This window comes from Tabrizicola soli, from assembly GCF_015999335.1.
GTDB classification, from domain to species: domain Bacteria; phylum Pseudomonadota; class Alphaproteobacteria; order Rhodobacterales; family Rhodobacteraceae; genus Tabrizicola; species Tabrizicola soli.
This window is the reverse complement of record NZ_JAEACP010000012.1, coordinates 22,199-39,809: the sequence shown is the minus strand read 5'-3', so window position 1 is coordinate 39,809 and position 17,611 is coordinate 22,199. Positions and strand designations below refer to the sequence as shown.

Annotated in this window: 22 protein-coding genes; 9 read left to right on the top strand and 13 right to left on the bottom strand. The window is 64.6% G+C overall.

Annotated features, from left to right (window positions below; translation table 11 throughout):
* Nucleotides 1-136 precede the first annotated feature (136 nt).
* The 7 genes from I7S92_RS12430 to I7S92_RS12400 form a co-directional block, all read right to left on the bottom strand.
* On the bottom strand, nucleotides 137-340 hold the full coding sequence (locus I7S92_RS12430; RefSeq protein WP_197644723.1) for a hypothetical protein: 204 nt from the start codon (nucleotides 338-340) through the stop codon (nucleotides 137-139).
* Nucleotides 337-693 (bottom strand): hypothetical protein, encoded by a 357-nt coding sequence (locus I7S92_RS12425; protein WP_197644720.1) that lies wholly within the window; start codon nucleotides 691-693, stop codon nucleotides 337-339. The genes I7S92_RS12430 and I7S92_RS12425 overlap by 4 nt, the downstream gene beginning before the upstream one ends.
* Nucleotides 690-950 carry a hypothetical protein gene (locus I7S92_RS12420; protein WP_197644718.1) on the bottom strand — a complete coding sequence of 87 codons (261 nt, stop codon included), beginning with the start codon at nucleotides 948-950 and terminating at the stop codon, nucleotides 690-692. The genes I7S92_RS12425 and I7S92_RS12420 overlap by 4 nt, the downstream gene beginning before the upstream one ends.
* Nucleotides 947-1,258, bottom strand: coding sequence for a hypothetical protein (locus I7S92_RS12415; RefSeq protein ID WP_197644716.1), 312 nt, complete (start codon nucleotides 1,256-1,258; stop codon nucleotides 947-949). Before I7S92_RS12415 ends, I7S92_RS12420 begins: the two co-directional genes overlap by 4 nt.
* Nucleotides 1,255-1,521, bottom strand: coding sequence for a hypothetical protein (locus I7S92_RS12410; RefSeq protein WP_197644713.1), 267 nt, complete (start codon nucleotides 1,519-1,521; stop codon nucleotides 1,255-1,257). The genes I7S92_RS12415 and I7S92_RS12410 overlap by 4 nt, the downstream gene beginning before the upstream one ends.
* Nucleotides 1,522-1,686: 165 nt before the next feature.
* Nucleotides 1,687-2,436 carry a YqaJ viral recombinase family protein gene (locus I7S92_RS12405; protein WP_197644710.1) on the bottom strand — a complete coding sequence of 250 codons (750 nt, stop codon included), beginning with the start codon at nucleotides 2,434-2,436 and terminating at the stop codon, nucleotides 1,687-1,689.
* 54 nt (nucleotides 2,437-2,490) lie between these two features.
* Nucleotides 2,491-3,405, bottom strand: a complete 915-nt coding sequence (locus I7S92_RS12400; RefSeq protein ID WP_197644707.1) for an ERF family protein — start codon at nucleotides 3,403-3,405, stop codon at nucleotides 2,491-2,493.
* 225 nt (nucleotides 3,406-3,630) lie between these two features.
* Here I7S92_RS12400 and I7S92_RS12395 point away from each other — a divergent pair, with 225 nt between their 5' ends.
* Genes I7S92_RS12395 through I7S92_RS12385 form a run of 3 tightly spaced genes read left to right on the top strand, consistent with a single transcriptional unit; the run spans nucleotide 3,631 to nucleotide 6,314 of the window.
* On the top strand, nucleotides 3,631-4,185 hold the full coding sequence (locus I7S92_RS12395; protein ID WP_197644704.1) for a hypothetical protein: 555 nt from the start codon (nucleotides 3,631-3,633) through the stop codon (nucleotides 4,183-4,185).
* A 60-nt stretch (nucleotides 4,186-4,245) separates the two neighbouring features.
* Entirely contained in the window at nucleotides 4,246-5,841 is a 1,596-nt protein-coding gene (locus I7S92_RS12390; protein ID WP_197644701.1) for a DEAD/DEAH box helicase, read from the top strand.
* The gene (locus tag I7S92_RS12385) at nucleotides 5,838-6,314 is read left to right on the top strand and encodes a hypothetical protein (protein ID WP_197644698.1); all 477 of its coding nucleotides are present in this window, start codon (nucleotides 5,838-5,840) and stop codon (nucleotides 6,312-6,314) included. The genes I7S92_RS12390 and I7S92_RS12385 overlap by 4 nt, the downstream gene beginning before the upstream one ends.
* Nucleotides 6,315-6,486: 172 nt before the next feature.
* On the opposite strand, the gene I7S92_RS12380 is transcribed toward I7S92_RS12385, so the two are convergent.
* From I7S92_RS12380 to I7S92_RS12355, 6 genes are all read right to left on the bottom strand, one after another.
* A complete protein-coding gene (locus I7S92_RS12380) occupies nucleotides 6,487-6,996 on the bottom strand; it encodes a hypothetical protein (RefSeq protein ID WP_197644694.1) in 510 nt (169 codons plus the stop codon).
* A 123-nt stretch (nucleotides 6,997-7,119) separates the two neighbouring features.
* The gene (locus tag I7S92_RS12375; RefSeq protein ID WP_197644691.1) at nucleotides 7,120-7,791 is read right to left on the bottom strand and encodes a hypothetical protein; all 672 of its coding nucleotides are present in this window, start codon (nucleotides 7,789-7,791) and stop codon (nucleotides 7,120-7,122) included.
* Nucleotides 7,788-8,003 carry a hypothetical protein gene (locus I7S92_RS12370; RefSeq protein WP_197644688.1) on the bottom strand — a complete coding sequence of 72 codons (216 nt, stop codon included), beginning with the start codon at nucleotides 8,001-8,003 and terminating at the stop codon, nucleotides 7,788-7,790. Before I7S92_RS12370 ends, I7S92_RS12375 begins: the two co-directional genes overlap by 4 nt.
* A 49-nt stretch (nucleotides 8,004-8,052) precedes the next feature.
* Nucleotides 8,053-8,577: a hypothetical protein gene (locus I7S92_RS12365; RefSeq protein WP_197644685.1), complete on the bottom strand. Its 525-nt coding sequence runs from the start codon at nucleotides 8,575-8,577 to the stop codon at nucleotides 8,053-8,055.
* Nucleotides 8,578-8,720: 143 nt separating this feature from the next.
* Complete coding sequence (locus I7S92_RS12360; protein ID WP_197644682.1) at nucleotides 8,721-9,488, bottom strand: sigma-70 family RNA polymerase sigma factor; 768 nt, start codon at nucleotides 9,486-9,488, stop codon at nucleotides 8,721-8,723.
* A 133-nt stretch (nucleotides 9,489-9,621) separates the two neighbouring features.
* Nucleotides 9,622-11,331: a DUF3987 domain-containing protein gene (locus I7S92_RS12355; protein WP_197644679.1), complete on the bottom strand. Its 1,710-nt coding sequence runs from the start codon at nucleotides 11,329-11,331 to the stop codon at nucleotides 9,622-9,624.
* Nucleotides 11,332-11,941: 610 nt separating this feature from the next.
* Here I7S92_RS12355 and I7S92_RS12350 point away from each other — a divergent pair.
* The 6 genes from I7S92_RS12350 (at nucleotide 11,942) to I7S92_RS12325 (ending at nucleotide 17,590) form a co-directional block, all read left to right on the top strand.
* Entirely contained in the window at nucleotides 11,942-12,121 is a 180-nt protein-coding gene (locus I7S92_RS12350; RefSeq protein ID WP_197644676.1) for a hypothetical protein, read from the top strand.
* Nucleotides 12,122-12,188: 67 nt separating this feature from the next.
* A complete protein-coding gene (locus tag I7S92_RS12345; RefSeq protein WP_197644673.1) occupies nucleotides 12,189-12,467 on the top strand; it encodes a hypothetical protein in 279 nt (92 codons plus the stop codon).
* A gap of 481 nt (nucleotides 12,468-12,948) precedes the next feature.
* The gene (locus tag I7S92_RS12340) at nucleotides 12,949-13,539 is read left to right on the top strand and encodes a hypothetical protein (RefSeq protein ID WP_197644670.1); all 591 of its coding nucleotides are present in this window, start codon (nucleotides 12,949-12,951) and stop codon (nucleotides 13,537-13,539) included.
* Complete coding sequence (locus tag I7S92_RS12335) at nucleotides 13,536-15,617, top strand: terminase gpA endonuclease subunit (RefSeq protein WP_197644667.1); 2,082 nt, start codon at nucleotides 13,536-13,538, stop codon at nucleotides 15,615-15,617. Before I7S92_RS12340 ends, I7S92_RS12335 begins: the two co-directional genes overlap by 4 nt.
* Nucleotides 15,618-15,684: 67 nt before the next feature.
* A complete protein-coding gene (locus tag I7S92_RS12330; protein ID WP_197644664.1) occupies nucleotides 15,685-15,945 on the top strand; it encodes a hypothetical protein in 261 nt (86 codons plus the stop codon).
* A 1-nt stretch (nucleotide 15,946) separates the two neighbouring features.
* Nucleotides 15,947-17,590: a phage portal protein gene (locus tag I7S92_RS12325; RefSeq protein WP_197644661.1), complete on the top strand. Its 1,644-nt coding sequence runs from the start codon at nucleotides 15,947-15,949 to the stop codon at nucleotides 17,588-17,590.
* Nucleotides 17,591-17,611 lie beyond the last annotated feature (21 nt).

Here is a 17,611-nt window from a genome sequence, read left to right as displayed (position 1 = left end):
CTCTATGTTGGCCGTTCGTTCATGTCTACGCTTCGGACGCTGGTCGCGCGCTTCGCAGCTTCGAGAAGCGTGGGCCCAGGGGAAAGCAAAACGCCCGCGGCGAGGCGGGCGTCTTGGTCAGCGGCGTCGAGGACGATCAGGAGGTGGGGCATAAGGTCCTTTCCGGGTTCAGTAGGTTCCAGGCCTCCGCTGTGCCCAGATGGCGCACTGGGCGGCCGTCCTGGTAGAGCCAGGTCTCGTTGTCCTCGTGGCCGGTCTGGACCAGGCCTTCGGGCCAGTCGCGCTGGGAGATGTGGGCGAGCGCGCGGGTGCCGAGGTGGCTGCAGATGTGAGCGGTCATATCAGATCCCCCTCGAGGCGCTTGAGGCTGGCCAGGACATGGCTCCGCATCTGTTCAATAAGCTTCGGAGCCACATCTTCCACCCCAAAACCGGCGACCAGGACTGAGAACCTGTTGACCATCTCACCGGTTATGTCGTGATAGCCAATGCAAACACTCCAGCCCTTGTCCTTGCCGTTTTGGTATCCCCGGATTGAAAGGCCCCAGCCGCCTGTTTCCGGCATCGGGAACCAGGCCGTGCTGTCGTTGTGGTCGAACTCCGGTTCGCTAAAGCAAAGCCGTGCTCCAGAGGACATGTCCGCTGCGATGCGGGTAGCTTCCGCGACAAAGGCGAGTTTTGCGTGCGCGCTCATGCTTCCACCTCTTCAAACTGCGCGACGATCCGCTGCGCCGCTCCTGCATCACCGGTTTCAACCGCGCAGCAAAGGTCCCGATAGGTTCGGAAATACGCGAGGTGTGCTGTGTGGTAATGGCCCTCCCCACCCCGCTCGTCGTCCCGCCACAGATCGGCCTCGGTGGCCGCCAAGGCCTCTTCCAGGATCTCCATCGTCGCAGCGACGGTCTCGGGCTGGACCAGGACGACGCCCTCTGTTTCGGGTGCGGTGTTCATGCTGCCACCTCTGCGTGGACTGATGCGAGACGTGCGGCATCCGCGAGGCGGGCGTGGGCCGTTTGCGCTATACGGGAGACGGCAAAGGGCGGATCGTCGCTAAACCACTCTGTGTCGTCTGTGCGCGCGTCATACTCGCTGAAGGTGATGTCCATTTCGCTGTCGATCGCGACATACTTGAACTCGTCCTCCATCGCAGAGAGCTTCCCGTCGTAGTCCACATAAGCGCCATGCTTGGCGAAGACGGCAGCGAGGTCGTCGAGAAACGCCTGGGCCTGTAAAGGTGTGAAGATGGGTGCCTTGCTCATGCTGCCACCTCAATGCCTTTGGCTTCGGCGAAGGCGCGGAGCGCGCCGTTCGCGGGCTCGGCTTGGGCGCGGCGGACAATCTCGGCCCGGATGAGGCGCAGGTTGATACCAACTTCCCAGTCGAACTGTTCGTCGCCCTGGCATCCCTCCCAGATTTCATACTCGAGCGGGAGTGTGGCGTCGTTGAAAGCCGCGACGTGCTCCCGGTCAAAAACCGGGCATGTGGCGTAGGTGATGTCGTCCTCGAAAGTTGCGGTGGCCATGGTCTCTCTCCTGGTTGGCGGGGCGTCCATCGCTCCCGTGCAAATCAATTAGGGACCACGTGGGACCACTCCAAAAAATACGGAGCCGAAACGGAGAAAATCTTATAAGCTTTTGAAAAACAATAAAACAAAGTGAAGCGACCCCGCCGAAGCGGGGCCGGTCTTTCACTCGGCCGCGACGGGCAGAGCCTGGGCCAGGGCGGCGGCGTCCGGGCCGTCGCCTGCGATCCCACGGATGAACGCCACGGTGTCGTCGACGTAAGCCACGAACCGGTCCAGGGCGTCGCGCAGGGCCTCCACCTCGGCCCGCACGCGCTCATGGTCCAGGCGGCGGATGCACTCGGGCAGGTCCCGCGCGCCGGCCACCAGGTCGATCCATTCGCGGTCGGTGGCATACAGGCCGCCCAGGCACTGTGCGCGGTAGTCGCTCGGGAAGTCAGCGTCGCGCAGCATGCCGATGACCTTGTGCGGCTGCGGGGCCTTGACCTCCAACAGGCCGTTGGCGCCCACCAGGCGGTCCGGGGAATACCCGAAGCGGCCGAGGCGGATGAAGCCCAGCGTGTCGAGGTCGACGCCACGCAAGAGCGCGTAGTTGTCGGCCAGCTCGCCCTCCAAAGCGTGCCCGCGCTCGGTGTGTTCATTGCCCTGGAAGTTGCTGACTGGCCCGCCCAGGATGAGCTCGGCGGCGACGGTGTGGGCGTATGTGATGGCGCCCGCGCCAAGACCGTTGGCCTTCTTGGGGTCCTTGCCCTTCACCAGGAGCGAGGCGAGCTCCGAGGCGGTGGGCAGGCCGGCGCGCAGCATGAGCCACTCCCAGCTGCCCTGCTCGACCGCGCGCCAGGCTTGGGCGCCGTTGGGGAGGATGAGGTCGGGTGCGGGCAGTTCGAGCCCGTCTGTGTTGAAAGAGCCGTCCATGGCCGTGTTCTCCTGTTGGGGTTTGGTGGCGGGCCGCGTGGGCCCGCCTCGGGTTCAGGCCTTGGCCGGTTCAGCGGCGGGCTTGGCGGCTTCCTCGGCCTTCTTGGCCTTGGCTTCCGCGATCTTCCGCTTCAGCAGCCCCTCGACACGCGGGTAGTCGGCCGGCGCGATTTCCTCGACGGAGTCGGCCTTGGCGAAGGCCAGAACCTTGGCCTCTTCCGACGCAGACTCGGCGATGAGCTTGCGGAGGGTGTTAACCTGGTGGCCGGACAGCGTCGTGGGCTGCGGGGCTGCGGCCGGCGCCTGGACACCACGCGCGCGCGGGTCGCGGCGGCCGCCCTGGCCGTCGTCGTCCGCCGTGGCGATGCCGAAGAAGCCGCAGAGCATGTAGCGACGGCCGTAGCTGGTCGTGCTGCCCTTGGCCTGCACGCCGGTCTTGTTGCTCTTGCCGTCCTTGCCGCCGGCGTCGATCGGGAAGTCGTCGGCGAAGTCTTCGACGTGCCCGGCGACGTGGGACACCTGCATGCGCACGCGCTGCATGCCAGCCTCACCGCCCGCCTCGGACCGCGCCACGACGGCGAAGCCATGCTTGCGGATGATGGGCATGGCCTGGGTCTCGATGTCGGCCAGGTCGGCGTAAGTGTAGCCCGCGAAGCTGTTCTTGCGGGTGCGCAGGACCACGGGGATCTCGGCCTGGGCGGATGCCAGGGCGGCGAAGAAGGCGCGCTTGGCGCCGGCCGCCGCGTCGTCGCGGGCGCGGTCTTCCAGGCGCTCCTTCATGTCGAGCAACCGCTCGAGCTTGGAGATGTCCGCGTTGGGGTCAAGCACCACGCGCTCGATCATCGCCATCATGGGGTCGGTCGTGGCGATGGCGGTGGTTGCCTGGACGGCGATGGGCGCCGACTGTGCGACCGGGGTGGCGTCGATGACCTCGCCAGTTTCTGCATCGATGGTTTCAATCTTGGCCATGGGGTTCTTCCTTCTGCTGGCGCTGCTCGTGAGGTTCAGATGGGTCCATCCGAGGCGCTTCCCAAAAAGAAAGCGCGTCGGTGCCCATATTTTTCGTGATCCATATCAGAGGCTTATGGGGTGCACCTTTTTGGCGGTATTGCGCCTGGTCGTTCGCATCGATTTTGTTTTGGATCGTGGGTCCGTGTCCCTATTTCCCGATCGCCAACCAAAAGGAGACACCCCATGAACACCCCAACACCCACCGACCAACTGCTCGATTTCGTCGCAAACGGCAGCCCGAGCTACACCCGCGACACGCCCTGGAAGCTGCTCAGCGGCTGGTTCAGCGCCGCCGATTGGTGCAAGGGACAGCACCTCTACCTCGACACCGTGGCGGCCATGCTGGGCGCCGGTGGCGCACGTCGGCACGCCCGCGATGTCCACAGCATGCTCACACTGAAAGGCAGCGCGGCCCTGGTCGAGGCGGACCCCGGCCTGCTCGCGCGGGTCGTGCAGCTGTCCGTGTTCCAAGAGCACGGCAACGCCGACGTCCAGATTCACACGTTCCACCACACCTCGGGCGCCAAGGCCCAGGGCACGCGCCGGGAGCTCGTCGCGGCCACGGGCCTGTCGGTCCAGCGTGTCAAGGACTTGATCGCCGGCCGTCGGCGCTACTCCAAGGGTTGGGCGGCCACTGCGGCTGAAGCACACCGGGGGCGGTTGCCCGCCGGTCGAAAGCCCAAAGCAGCACCCACCGCCACCGAGTTCTTCGAGGACGCCGGCACGCCGCTGTTCTGACGGCAAGCGAGACGCCCCGCCTGGACCGATATCCCCCGCGCAACCCGCGGGGGATTTCTTTTGGCCGCCAGAGATTACCAGACCACGGCCAAGCGCCGGGCCTTCGCAGCCATCAAGGGCGACGCCCGCGCACCGGTCATCACGCTGCCGACGGGCACGGGCAAGGGCACCCTCGAAGCAGAGACGGCGGTCCAGCTGGCGCAGGCAGGCAAGAGAGTCGTGGTGACGGTCCCGCGTGAAGAGATCGCCCGCGACCAGGCGAAGCGCATCAGGGCGGCCGGCGGCGATCCTGGAATCGTCGCACCTTGGGCGCCGTTCGAACCGTGGAAGACGATCCAGGTGGCGATGGCCCCCACACTGGCGAAGCGCTGGGACAAGCTGCCCGTGCCCGACGTGGTCCTTATCGACGAGTGCCACCATTCCCCGGCCGACGGATACATGGCATTCTTGAACGGCTGGCCCGACGCTTACCGCATCGGATTCACGGCGACCCTGTGGCGCCTGGACGGCAAGGGCTTCCAGGGCATCTTCGACGCACACATCGACGGCCCGCCGCCCGCCTGGTTCGTCGAGCAGGGCTACCTCACAGACGTGGACGTTTGGGCGCCGTTCGTGCCCGACATGCGCGGCGTCAGTTCGCGCGGCGGGGATTTCGACCAGGAGGCCATGGAGGCCGCCCTGGAACGGTCGCGGGTGTTCGGCAACGCGGTCCTGTCGTTCCAGCGCTACGTCCGTCCAGGCGGGACGGCCGTGGCCTTCTGCTGCTCCAAGAAACACGCGGAGATGGCCGCTGCGGCGTTCAACGCAGCGGGCATCCCGGCCGAAGTCCTGCTGGGCGAGGACCAGGGAGAGGTCCGGAGCGGAAAACTGGCGCGCCTGGCACGAGGCGAAACCAGAGTCCTGTGCTGCGTCGACGTCATATCGGAAGGCTTCGATCTGCCATCCATCGATGCCTGCCTGCTCATGAGGCCAACCCAAAGCCTGTCCCTCTACCTCCAACAGGTTGGCCGGGTCCTGCGGACGGTCTACGCGGACGGATTCGACCTGGACACCATGCCGGGGCGCCTGGCGGCCATCGCGGCCGGCCCCAAGCCCCGCGCCACGGTCGTGGACTGCGCGGGCAACTGGCACCGGCACGGCCACCCGCTGAAGGCCAGAACCTGGTGCCTGGAAGGCGAAGAGCCCACCAGGAAGAAGCACACCCACACCGAGGACGGCGAGGACATCTCCAGCCGGCGGTGCGACGCGTGCCTCCAAGTCTACCAGACCCCGGCGACGGTGTGCCCCTACTGCGGCACAGAGCACGGGCCGGACCCGCGCATACCGGCCGCGGTCGCCGCGGAGATGCGCCTGGTCCAACGCCAAGAGGAAGAGGCGGCACACGCACAGGCCCAGAAGGCCATCAAGCGCGAGCGGTTCTATGAAGGCAAGGTTCGGGCGCTGCGCTCGGCCGGCGCGAAGAACGCCAAGTTCGCGGCGTTTCACCAGCTGCAGGGCCGGGCCATGAAAGCGGTCAAGGACGGCCGCCTGGAAGAGGCGATCGCCATCGGAGTCGACCTGGCCGAGTCCGGGTTCAAAGAGCACGCCAAGCTGGAAGAGCTGCGGGAGGCCCTGCGCGTCGCCATGGCACCACCAGAGGAACAGGAGGCGGCATGAGCGAGAGAACCGACCAGAAGAAGGCGGAGCTGCTGCTGTCCGCGGCGTTTGCACCCCTCGGGCTGTTCTGGACGTGCGACGTGGGATCCGGTGTGCCCTACTCGTCCATCCGTGCGCTGCCCAAGCGCCTCAAAGCGGCCTATGCGCGGGGCGGCCTCGCGGCCGTGCTGCGCACCATCGCCACCCTCCCGGTCGTGTCTTACGGCATCGAGGGCGGGAACGACGTCCAGGGCTCGCTCGAGGGGCGCTGGATCGGCGTCGAGATGAAGACTGCGACCGGCAGGCAGAGGGCTGCGCAGAAGGTCTTCCAGCGCAACATCGAACGAGCGGGCGGTGTCTACGTCATGCCGCGGTCGGCAGAAGAGGCGGTCGAGGCCGTGTGGAACGCAGTCGCCCCGACACCACAAGAGCGTGCCGCCCTGGCCGCTCGCGTTGCGGCTGCGCGGGCTGCCATGAAGAAGGGCGCGGCTTAGCGCGCCCTGGCCTCTTCCAGCCTGCGATAACCAGGACACCTCTTCAACAGCTCCAACCAGGCCAACCGGCGCACATCCGGACTCGGGTCGCACAGGTGCGCCAGCCGGACGTCCTGCGTCGGCGCGGCTCCGAACCGAGCCGCGCTGCGTAGGAGGTCGTGGGCGGTGGGTTTCATTCCGCGCTCATCTCCCGCACGCGCCGCAGATCGCCTTCTGTTTGCCCCATCGCAAAAACAGGGTAGCCTGCGAGATGGAGCTCGAGGATCGCCTGCATCATCTCTTCGTGCGTCTTGCCGTCGAAAGCATCTTTCCAGACATCGCCCATCTTGTAAGGCGTCACGATGTTGTAGATCGTGGTGATGTGGATGGGGTCCTTCGCATTACGCGCGTCGATTGCCTCCAGCGTCTTCTTGCGATCGAAGGGGACTGCGCGAAAAGACATCTCCGACACGACGCCCTTGAGGACGCGCGTCAAAAGCGCGCCGACCGCGACGCTTCCAGCAAAATCGTCTTGGTCCAGCGTGCTCGCGAGCTCGAGCATGGAAACCGCATACGGGTCGTTTGGCATCCGTGCCCCGACGTAGGCGATCAGCGTGTCGACAAGTTCAACGTGGTGTGGGCGCATGGTCTTCTCTCCTGTTGTGCCCTGTTTCGGGCGTTGGGCCGCTTGATTGCTTCCCATACATTCCATATGCGTCCCGCCTCACGGGTCTGCAAAGAATATGGAGCCAAAACCTAAAAAATCGCATAAGTCATTGAAAATAAAACAAAGAAAGTTGATAGGCCCCGCCAAAGCGGGACCATTTCAGCGACTGCGGACCCGCTGCTTGCGCCGCTCGTTCGGGAACCGCACCCGGCGCTGCGTGCCCGTGCGGAACGCGCGGAGCTCCTGTTCCTGCCGGCGGCGCTCGGCCTGGGCTTGGCGGCGTTGCGCCTCTTCCCACCGGCGCGCGGTGCGGGCGGCGCGGATGGCTTCCTCCATGCGGGCGCTGGCTATGTGCTCGCGCAGGACCTGGCGGCGGCGGTCCATCTCCAGGCGCGCCTCGCGCTCGGCATCGGCCCGGATGGCCAGGCACGTCGCGCGGGCGGCTTGCCATGGCGGGTATTCGTCCAGGGGCCGGCGGTGGCTGCCGCACGGGTAGGCCTGGGCAAGCAACGCCAGCGCGGCTGGGCCGCGCTTCTGTGCGGTCTCCAGCCAATGCAGCTGGCGCCCGTCCTCCCACGATCGACCGAACGCGCCCTCCCAGGCCGTCGGCAGGTGCGCAATCTGGGCGCGAAGCCTGGCACAGTGCGCAGCGGCGCGCGGGTCGAGGCCCGGCTGCGTCTCGGCGGCCGCGAGGATGGCCAGCGCCATCCCAATGCGTTGGCGCAGCAACAGCGCGCGCTCGCACGGGCCATGCTCGGCCATCACGTAAGCGCGGGTCGGGCGCGGCATCAGCCCAGGCGCACGACGCAGGACCTGCACGTTGGGCATCATGCGGATGCCCTCCGCTTCACTTCGCCCGTCAGGGCCTCGACGCGGGTCAGGTGCCTGCTGGCATCCCGAAGCCGCCCCTCATCCAGCGCGGCTTCGAGGGCCAGGTTCTCGGCGTCAAGCGCCGCCCACACATCCACATCCGACCGGCCGGCAAAAAGCGCGGCAGCGACCAGAGAGACGGACTGTCCGGCGATCTGCTGTTCTTGTGTCATGGGTTTCGTCCTCCTGTGGGGGTGCGGGGGCGCCAGCCCCCGCGTGTTGTCAGGCTGCAACCTGGCTAAGCGCCTTCCAGGCAGCGGCGGTGGTTGCTTTTCCGTCCACGTAGACGCGAGCTGGAAACTGGTTGAACGGGGTGCCCTTGGTCGAGAAATTGACGATCATGCGCTGCTCGATGCGAACTGTGTGGCCGTTCACCTGGCCAACGATTTTGAACGACCAGGTGTCCAGCGACGAAACGACGGCAGATTCGACCTCACCCATCTTCTGCGCGATCTTCTCGCCCCATGCCTGGATCACGAAGGTGGCGTAGGCGGACGCGTTGCGTGCGATGCGGGCGTCGTCCAGTTCGCGGATTTCGCCAACACGGTCGGTCTTGCGCGCGGCCAGGTTGGGCTCGACCAGGTTCTTGAACGTGGGCGCCTGGTGGGTGTTGTAGACGCGATCAAACGTCTTCCCAAAACGTTCGGCCAGGCGATCAAAGGTGGAGCGCACGGTGCGGTCATAAGAAGCCTCGAGATCGGCGCGGCGGGCTTCCAGGGCTGCGGTGATGGTGTCGGTGGTGTTCATGGCGGGGTTCCTTCGGTTGCGCGGGGGCGACCATCGCCTCCCTTACAAGACAGATGCGTCCCGCCGCGCCACCTCGCAAATAATATGGAGCCGAAAAGCAAAAAATCGCATAAGCCACGGAAAAATAAACAAAGAAAATGCGTTCAGAAGAGATCCGCAAACACGATTCCACGGCGCTTTGCTTCTGTCTGCAGGTCCGTTATGGCGTCGCCCCAGATCCGGCGCACGCGCTCCCTGGACAGGCCAACCCTCTCCCCGATTTCCTCGAGTGAAACACCGTTGGCACGGTCCACGACGATGCCCCGCGCGCGCTCGTTCAGGATGTCCAGCATCTCCCCAAGCACACGCTTGGTGTCGTCTTCGTTGATGACCTCCACGACGTCTGGCCCCTCGTCGACGGGCTCGTGTTCTCCCTCCTCCACACCCACGGCCACGGTTCTTGCGTTGCGCATGATGTGCGCCGCCTCGGTCTCCGAGATCTGCAGAGTCTTCGCCGCCTCATGGAGTGCCTGTTCCACTGACAGGCCTTTGGCCTCATGGTCCGACATGAGCCCGCGCAGCTTGAGGCTGGCTACTTTTGTGCGATTGCCACGCCCAAGACGAACGACACCCGCTTCGCGGGCCGCCATGCCGACCCTTTCCTGCATCAGCCAAGAGCACAAACCCGAGAAGTTGGCGTCTGGCTGACTCGGGTCGAACTTGTCGATCGCCTCGAAAACGGCGATCCACGCTTCCGTCTTCATGTCTTCCAAGTCGACGAGACCGCCGCTCCATCCGCGGCCTTTCAGCGCGAACATGACGACCAACCCCTGCATCGCGTCCACCAGCGCGCGCCGCGCTCGCACGTCGCCCTGCTGGGCGCGCACGGCCAGCGCGTTGCGGTCCTCTTTGGTGTAGTCTGTGCTGCGCATCGGCGCCTCCCTGTTGGAGGGCAGATGGGTAAAAATCAGGGGGATCCCAAAAACAGAAAAGGCCCCTCCGAAGAGGGGCCAGGTGCCGCCGTGGCGGTGAGCTGCGGAGGCATAACCCGGCCCCCAGTCGGGATCACTTCTTGCGCAGCTTGCGCACCGCCTCGGCGCCCTTGGCGATCCGCTCCTTGGCGGCCTCGCGTTCGATACGCTCGCGGTCGGCACGCTCGGCGAACATCTCGTGGACGCGCGGGTTCACGCGGAACTTCATTTTCGCGAAGTCGTGACGCGCCGCGCGCTTGCCGTCAGGGGTGATCCAGGCGCCAAGCTCCAGGACCTGGGTGGCGGTCTCGATGGCGCGCACGTCGTCACTCAGCGCAGAGAAGGCACGACGGATCTCGAAGACCGACACGCGCTCCAAGCCCTGGGCGAGGATGTGGCCGGCGATCCAGCGGGCGTGCTGGGTCTGGGTATCGCCCTGCATGACCTCGTTGTAGACGCGAGCGGCCTCGGGGAGGAAGAACTCCGTCAAGAGGCGGAAGGCGCGACGGGCGGTTTCCTCGGACACGTGCTGGTCGGGCTCTACGCCGGCCGCCGCCGCTTCGAGCATGTGAAAGACCAGGCACAGGCGGGAAAACATCCCCGGCCATTTGTTCAGGTGGTCGGACAGACCAGGCACAACCAGCGGATGGTTGGACAGGTGGTGGGAGATGGCCTCGATCTCCTCGCGCAGCGCAGCCGCGCCCGGCGACATCAGGATGCGGCCCCGAACGTCCCCACCGACGGTTTCGGGCAACGTCATGCTGTGGAGGCGGAAGATGGTCTCGAAATAGGCTTGGGCTGCCTTGAAGTCAGGCGTCACGTCGCGGCCTTCCAGGCGCTCGGCACGGCACAGGAGGAAGCGCGCCAAGAAGCCATCGCGGCTGTCGTTCTTGAAGCGCTCGCCCAGGACCTTGTCTTGGATGCCGCCCATGATGGACACGGCAAACGACTTCACGCGCATCGGCCCCTCTTCGTCGCTGGCACGGTCCTTGGTCGCTGAACTGCCGTTGTAGGCGGTCAGGTATTTGCCGCGGTCGCGGTTGCCTGTGCCGCCGCTGTAAAGGTCGAACGACGCCAGCCACTCCGACAACTCGTCGCGCACCTGGACGATGCCGTCGGGATTGTCGGCGCAGAGCTTCATCAGGCTTTCGATGGTCGTGTCGTCGGCCACGATGCGCGGCACTACAGGCTTCTCGGGCTCTTCGGGCTTGGGGCAGCTCTCCATGGCCTCTTGGTGCGTTTCGCCTTCCTTGCGGGCGGCCTTGTAGTCCGCACGCCACACCTTCATCTCCTCGTTGTAGAAGGCCTTCTCTCGCCGGTATGTCTTCCAAAGCTCCTCGGCTTGGAGCTCGGCGCGCTTTTCGAGGGCGGTGAGCGGCGCCACGGCCGCGTTGATGGCGGAAGTCTTCTTGGCACCAGACTGCCCGGTGAGGCCGAACCAAAGGATGGGCTTCTCGATCCAGTCGGTGTCGTGGATCTTGGGCTGCAAGACCCATCCGGCGCGGATGGCGGTCGCGGCGGCAACGATGCATCCGGCGGCGATGGCGGCGACGTTCAGTCCTGGGCGGGCCGCCGCGTCGGATGCGTAATCCCACAGGACCTTGGGCAGCATGTCCGGCGTCATGTCCTGTCGCCCGGTGAGGGACGTGTCGCCAAAGAAGTCCAATGGCTCTGGTGCAATGCGAACCGGCGGCGCTTCAATAGCAGGCTTTGGGCCTTCCCCCGAAACCTCGGGAGAGGCGAGGAAGTCAGCAACAGCGGCAGCTGCTGCGGCTTCGATTTGGGTTTGCTCGATGGATTCCATGTTGGCAGCTCTTGGTTGGTTCCGCCGATCTCCGTCGGCTTGGAGCCAAATGGGTCCCGATCGGGCTGCTCTGCAAACGCACCTTTCACAAAAAGCGCCTGTGATTTATGTGAAAAGTGCATAACCCATTGTAAAGCAACAACAAAATGGCTGTGATATTTTTCTAATCGGCCGATTATGGGCACTGTAAGCCTTGGCAAAACCTTATTACTTTTCAACATCTTACGCGCTTTTCACACAAACAGCACTTGCGCGGGCGAAAGGTTAGAAAAGAAGAAGATGCCCCATCCCCCCTTCTTTCAAATCTCGATGATGATTGCCTTCCACAGTGCGCGCCCACGTAAGTGCTATTCCTGTGAAAAGTTGATAAGCCTCTGGAAGCAAAAGGCTTTTTGAGGCCGTTTTTGGCCGATCTGTCAGATCCGGCTCTGTGATTTCTGTGAAAAGTGAAGCAGGCAATCGGGCGCCATAAGGGCCAGCCCAAGATGTTGTGGCGTCATCGAAGCAAAGAACAACGCCGAACGATTTTGTGGGCGATCCATTTGGGATGGCCCCAAATCCTTTCTACCTGGAAAGCAACACAGCAACACCAGCCACAAGGACTGCCATCATGACACCCATCGCCATCCTCGCCCTCACCGCACTGACCATCGGTGTGGGCATCATCATCAGCCTGGGCCTGGCCAAAGCCATCACCGCTTACCAGGACGCGCAAGAAGCCAAGGCCGCCAAGCGCCAGCGTGAGGCTGACTGGTGCGCACGTCGGGCCGCTCAGTGGGGCGCCTGGTGAATCTGTTTTGGAACACCGCGATCCTTCCCTAACTGCAGGGAAGGCAAGAACAAAGGGAGACCCCATCATGCTTGAAGACATCCTCTGGAACACAGCAATCGTCGCCACAGCATACGCCGTGATCCGCTTCTGCGACCACGTCGTGAAGCCTTGGTATGAAGGGCGCAAGCCAGGCGCTGGGTCTCTCGACACGGCACAGACCATCGCCATGCAGCTACTCACTCTGCGCAAAGCATACGATCAGGTAATGGCCAGCCCATCGCTCAATGCCGACGAGCGCGCACGTGCTCGCCGTGCCTACCTCGAGAAGGTGCGTCGCATGGCCGACCGCCTGGCCAATCCCTGACATACCCCCACCCTCACAACACCCCACCCCCGGTAGCCCAATGAATCTCTTCCGCCACCTCGTCGCGCATACAGCCAAGGAAGAGCCCATCGACATGGGCAACCTGGGGGAGGTGGTGGCATACCCACCCCCCGGTGTCCCATCGCTCGCGTCCGACCCATGCGACGAGACGATGCCTGGAAAGAGGGGGGTGTCCGATGTGCCTGCCAACTGACCTGGCCCTCACCATAACCGAGGCGCGGCAGGTTGCCGCTCGCACCGCCGCACAATACGGCGCGCAATATGACAAGCATCTGCGTGCCATGATTGATGATTTTATTGCGGACGCGATCCTCGATGAGTGCCTCGGTGACTCGAGGGGGGACCCTGGATCACCCCACCGTGCTGTAGCAGGGGGGGACAGGGTCGGTTCGTCTCCGGATATCAAAAAAATCTAACCCGGCTTCGGTTCGCAAGCCGGCTTTTCCCTGAGGCAAAACCCATGGCCCGCCCGCCCAAAGAAAACCAGACCACACCTGCGGACGCGCCAGCCTCTGCCCTTCCCAAGCTACTCTGGGGAACGGCGCAGATGTGCGCATTCCTCGGTGTGAGCGATCGCCGTCTGCAGCAGCTGGTGGATGAAGGCGTTGCGGTTCGGGAATCCCGTGGAAAATACAACGCCTTTGAAACGATCCGGGCATACCTCGGCTTCGTGAAAGACGGCGACGAGGGAGAGGTGGACTCCGACGCCGTGTGGAAGAAGGAGCGGGCGCGATGGACGAAAGGACGCGCTGACCAGGTCGAGATCAAGAACGCTATGCTGCTTGGAGAGATCGTTCTGGTGTCCGATGCTGTTGCGCTGCTCGCCGAAGAAGAGGCCGAAGTCCGCGCCGGCATTGAAGCGACAGAGCCGGAGCTTATCGCGCAGCTGGCGAACGTAGCCCGCACACATGGAGAGGTCGCGCTCCTCGTCCGTGCGGCACACCAGAAAGCCTTCTCTGCTTTCACGCAGGATGGCCCCAATCCAACGGCGCTGAAGATCTCATCTATACCGCCCGACCTCTTGGTCGAAGAAGAGGTCGACTCAGAATGACCGTCGCAGTCCTGCCACAAAAGCAAATGCGTGCACGTGCCTGTGTCGCCTTCAAGAACACAACGCGGCGGATCTTCAAAGCGAAGCCTGCGATGACGGGCACCGAGTATGCCAACCGATACGGCAAGCTGGTCGAAGGCGGCAAGGTGATGAACTGGGAGACCTATGACTTCCAGGTGGACATCCTGAACGACCTTTGCGACAGCACCGTTCCCGAGTTGGTGGTGATGAAGTCCGCCAGGATGGGCATCTCGGAATGCCTCAACCATGCCCAGCAGTACTGGCTGCACTACGACCCGCAGCCGGTAGCGATGTATCGTCCCAACCAGGCGATGGCCGAAGGCTACATGCGCAAGCGCTTTGACATCCGGATGATGCGCATCAAGGAGATGCGGGAGATCGCGTTCCTCACGCCCAAGGGCAAGAAGACCGAGACGCTGCTTGAGCGCCACTTCAAGAACGGCGCGACCTACATCTGCCTGGGCGCCGAGGCCGAAGACAACTTCTCTGACCATACGCTCAAGAAGATCTACCTCGACGAGTTCGACCGCGACGGCTACGCGCCCGTCAAGGGCGGCGGCGACAAGTGGGATATGGGACGGCGCCGCCTGGCGCAGTTCTGGGACGGCCAGATCTCGGCCATCTCCACACCCAAGTTTCCGGTCGAAGAGGGCGGGCGGATGCACCGTCTGTTCCTGGGATCGGACCAACGGCACCGCCACGTGTGCTGCCCGCACTGCGGCTATGACTTTGTGCCACACTGGGGCGACGCCGAGTCCATCGGCGGTATGCGCTGGAACAAAGAGAACCCGGAAGAGGTCTGGTATGAGTGCCACAACCCGGACCTCGAAGAGCGCTGCCGGATTGAAGAACACCACAAGGTGGCCATGGACAAAGCTGGCCGCTGGGTGCCGCACCGCCCGGAGGAAAAGATCCGCCGGGGCTACCACCTGTGGGCCTGGTTCTCGCGCGCTCCGAAGTCTACCTGGAAGCACATCGTGCGCGAATGGCTGGAAGCCTGCGCCTCGGGCCCGACACAAATCCAGTCCTTCAAGAACGAGGTCCTCGGCCTCCCCTTCTCTAACGCCATTGGCCAAGCGGCGGCGGAGGTGGACGCGCTCATGGGCTGCATCGCCGACTGCGGTGGAGAGGTGCCTGCGTGGGCGGTTGGCTTGGTGTGGGGTGTGGACCGCCAGCGTGGCGGCCTGGATGAATCCCAGTCATATCTGGAGGCGTCGCTTTGGGCGTTCGGCCCCGGCCGCCGCCCCTTCCTCGTCGGGCATTGGATCTTGGACGAGTTCCCACAGAACGACCCGCGCGCTTGGGACGCGCTGGAGACGCTGGCGTCCCGGACGTTCACTGACAGCGAGGGGCGCCCTCGGCGCGCCGACGCCCTGGCCATCGACCACAACGGTGGCTCGTCCAACCGGGTTGTCGAATGGCTGGCTCGCATGCGCAAGAAGCCAGGCCGCGCAAAGTGGTTTGCGGTGCGTGGCGAGTCCAAGGGAAACGGCGCGCGCGGCAAGAGCATCTGGCCAACGACCGGGGCCAAGAACGTCGCCGGTCTCTACACCATCGACGTCGACTTGGTGAAGGACGAGCTCGCGCCTATCCTGGCCGACGGCATCCTCGAGTTCAACGCCAACCCCATCGAAGGTTCGGTCGACTTTTCGGACAGGACGGAGGCCGAGCGGTATTTCAAGCGCCTCCTCTTGGAAAAGCAATACCCGGTTCCAGGCCGTCCAGGACAGACCATCTGGAAAGCGCCCAAGGGCCTCGGCCGCAACGGCAACGAGCCGGGCGACTGCTTCGGCTACGCCTACGCCACGACTTACGGCCTGGCCCAGATGGCGGGTGGCCAACGCTGGCGCCGCCTGTTCGCGCGCGAGAACAAGTTCCAGGCAGCCGCGGTGCGGCACATCGAGGACGCGGAAGTCATCGTCGAGGACGCGCTGGTCGAAGAGCCAGCACCGCCTGCACCGCAAGAGGCCACCCGCATCAAGGTGCCCAAGAACACCAACGTGCCGCGCCACAACGGACCACCCCGCCCAGGCCTGATCCGCGTCGGCCGTTTTTGAGACCGGCCCGGCGTGCGGAAACCGCGCGCTGGACCGATATCCCCGGCAAGATAAGGGGATCCCACGCATGGGTATGTATGACACCGAAAGCTTCACGCTCGCCGACCTCCGGGCGATGCGCAAGCGCATCCTGGAACAGCGCGCCCGTGGTGCCGCGTCCTATTCCTACAACGGACAGTCGTTCACCTACTCCAGCCCGGAGCAGATGTGGAAGGTGGCCGAAGAGATCACCATCGAGATCCGTCACCGCATGGCGTCCGAGCTTGGCTTCAAGCCGGTCGACATGAAGGGCCCCTACGTCACCCGCCCCCTCGCAACGGAGGCCTGACATGGCACGCCGCAAGAACCGCCCCACCGCCCGCGCCCAGGCGTCCTCGCCCGCGTCGAAGCTGTCCGCTTCCGCCGTGCGCCAGAACGTCATGAAGATCCCGGCGGTCCATAACGCCCAGGCCCTCATCCAAGAGGCCCGGATGGACTACGATTTCGGCGCCATCGTCGCCGACCGCAAAGACATCCCCCGTGGCACGGGCGAAGCCATCGTGTCGGCCCTGACCCGCAACCATGCCACCATCACCCGGATGGTCCGCGCCGCCGTTCGCTTGAACGGCCTGGCCGCGCGCCCGGCCGACGTGACGGCCACCATGGTCATCGGCCGCGGCATGACGCCCGTGTGCCATGACGAAGCCCTCATGAAGTTGTGGCGCAAATGGTGCAAGCGCGCCGGCGCCGACAACCTCGGCGATTTCCGGTTCGTCCAAGAGCAGGCCTGGCGTGAGTATTTCAACGTGGGCGAGTGCTTCGGCTACCTGCGCTTCCGCGACGCCGTGCGCGGCGTGCCGCTGCCCGTCGGGTTCCAAGTCCAGATCCTGCCCAGCGAGATGGTGCCAACTTCTCTGCCCTTCATCTCCTCGCAGACCGTGCGCGCCGGCCAGGTGATCGACAACCGCGGTGAGGTCACCCACTACTACATCTACAAGGACCACCCCGGCGACCGCTCGGACCTCATCGCGTCCACCTCCAAGGAGGTGGTCAAGGTCTCGTCCGCGCTCATCCTCCACGTCATGCGCCAGCTCGAACCCGGCGCGCTGCGCGGCGAGTCCGCGCTGGTGCGTTCGCTCATCGAGATCCACGACGTGAAGAAGTTTCTCGCGGCGGAGCTCCTGCGCAAAGTGCTGTCCTCGAAGATCGCATACATCGTGAACATCCCGGACCTGACCGAGCAGGAAAAGGAGATGCTCGCGGACGTCTTCTTCGACCCGACCATCGGCCAGTATGTGAACAGCGACGGCGAGATCGTGGAGGCGCCCAAGCCCCCGACGATTGACATCCCGGACGACGGCAGCGTGGTGACCCTGTCGCCTGGCGCGAGCATGTCGCAGCTGGCCCCGCCCGAGACCGGCAACTCCTTCTCGCCGTTCCTGCGCCAGATTGCGCTGCAGCTGTCGGCTTCGCTGAACATCCCGGTCGAGTTCCTCATGCTCGACTTCGCCGGAATCCAAGACCGGATCTACAAGGGGATCAGCCACCAGTTCGAACGCCAGGTCGAGATGTGGAGGGCCGACTTTGCGGCCATGTTCCTCGTCCCGATCTGGAACACATTCGTCAACCTCGCCGTGTCGACCAACAAGTGGACGCCGCCCGCCGGCACCAGCCTGGAAGACTGGCTCGACGTGGACTGGACCGGGCAGCCGTTCCCGAACCTGCACCGCGCGCAGGAAGTGGGCTCCTGGATCCAGGAAGACGGCGCCACCTACTGCTCCAAGTCGGACATCATCCGCAGGCAGGGCGACAACCCGGAACGTGTCCGCAAGGAGCGCTTCTCGGATCTCGTCGCCGACATCCAGGCTGGCCTGGCACCGCCGCCCGCTCACTGGATCGACGCCGACCTGACCACGCACCTTGGGTGGGACGCTGACCGCATCGCCGCCTACCGCGCCCTGGCGCCAGCCGCCGCACCCGCGCCGGGGCCGTGATCTTTTTCGTGTTCCAGGCGT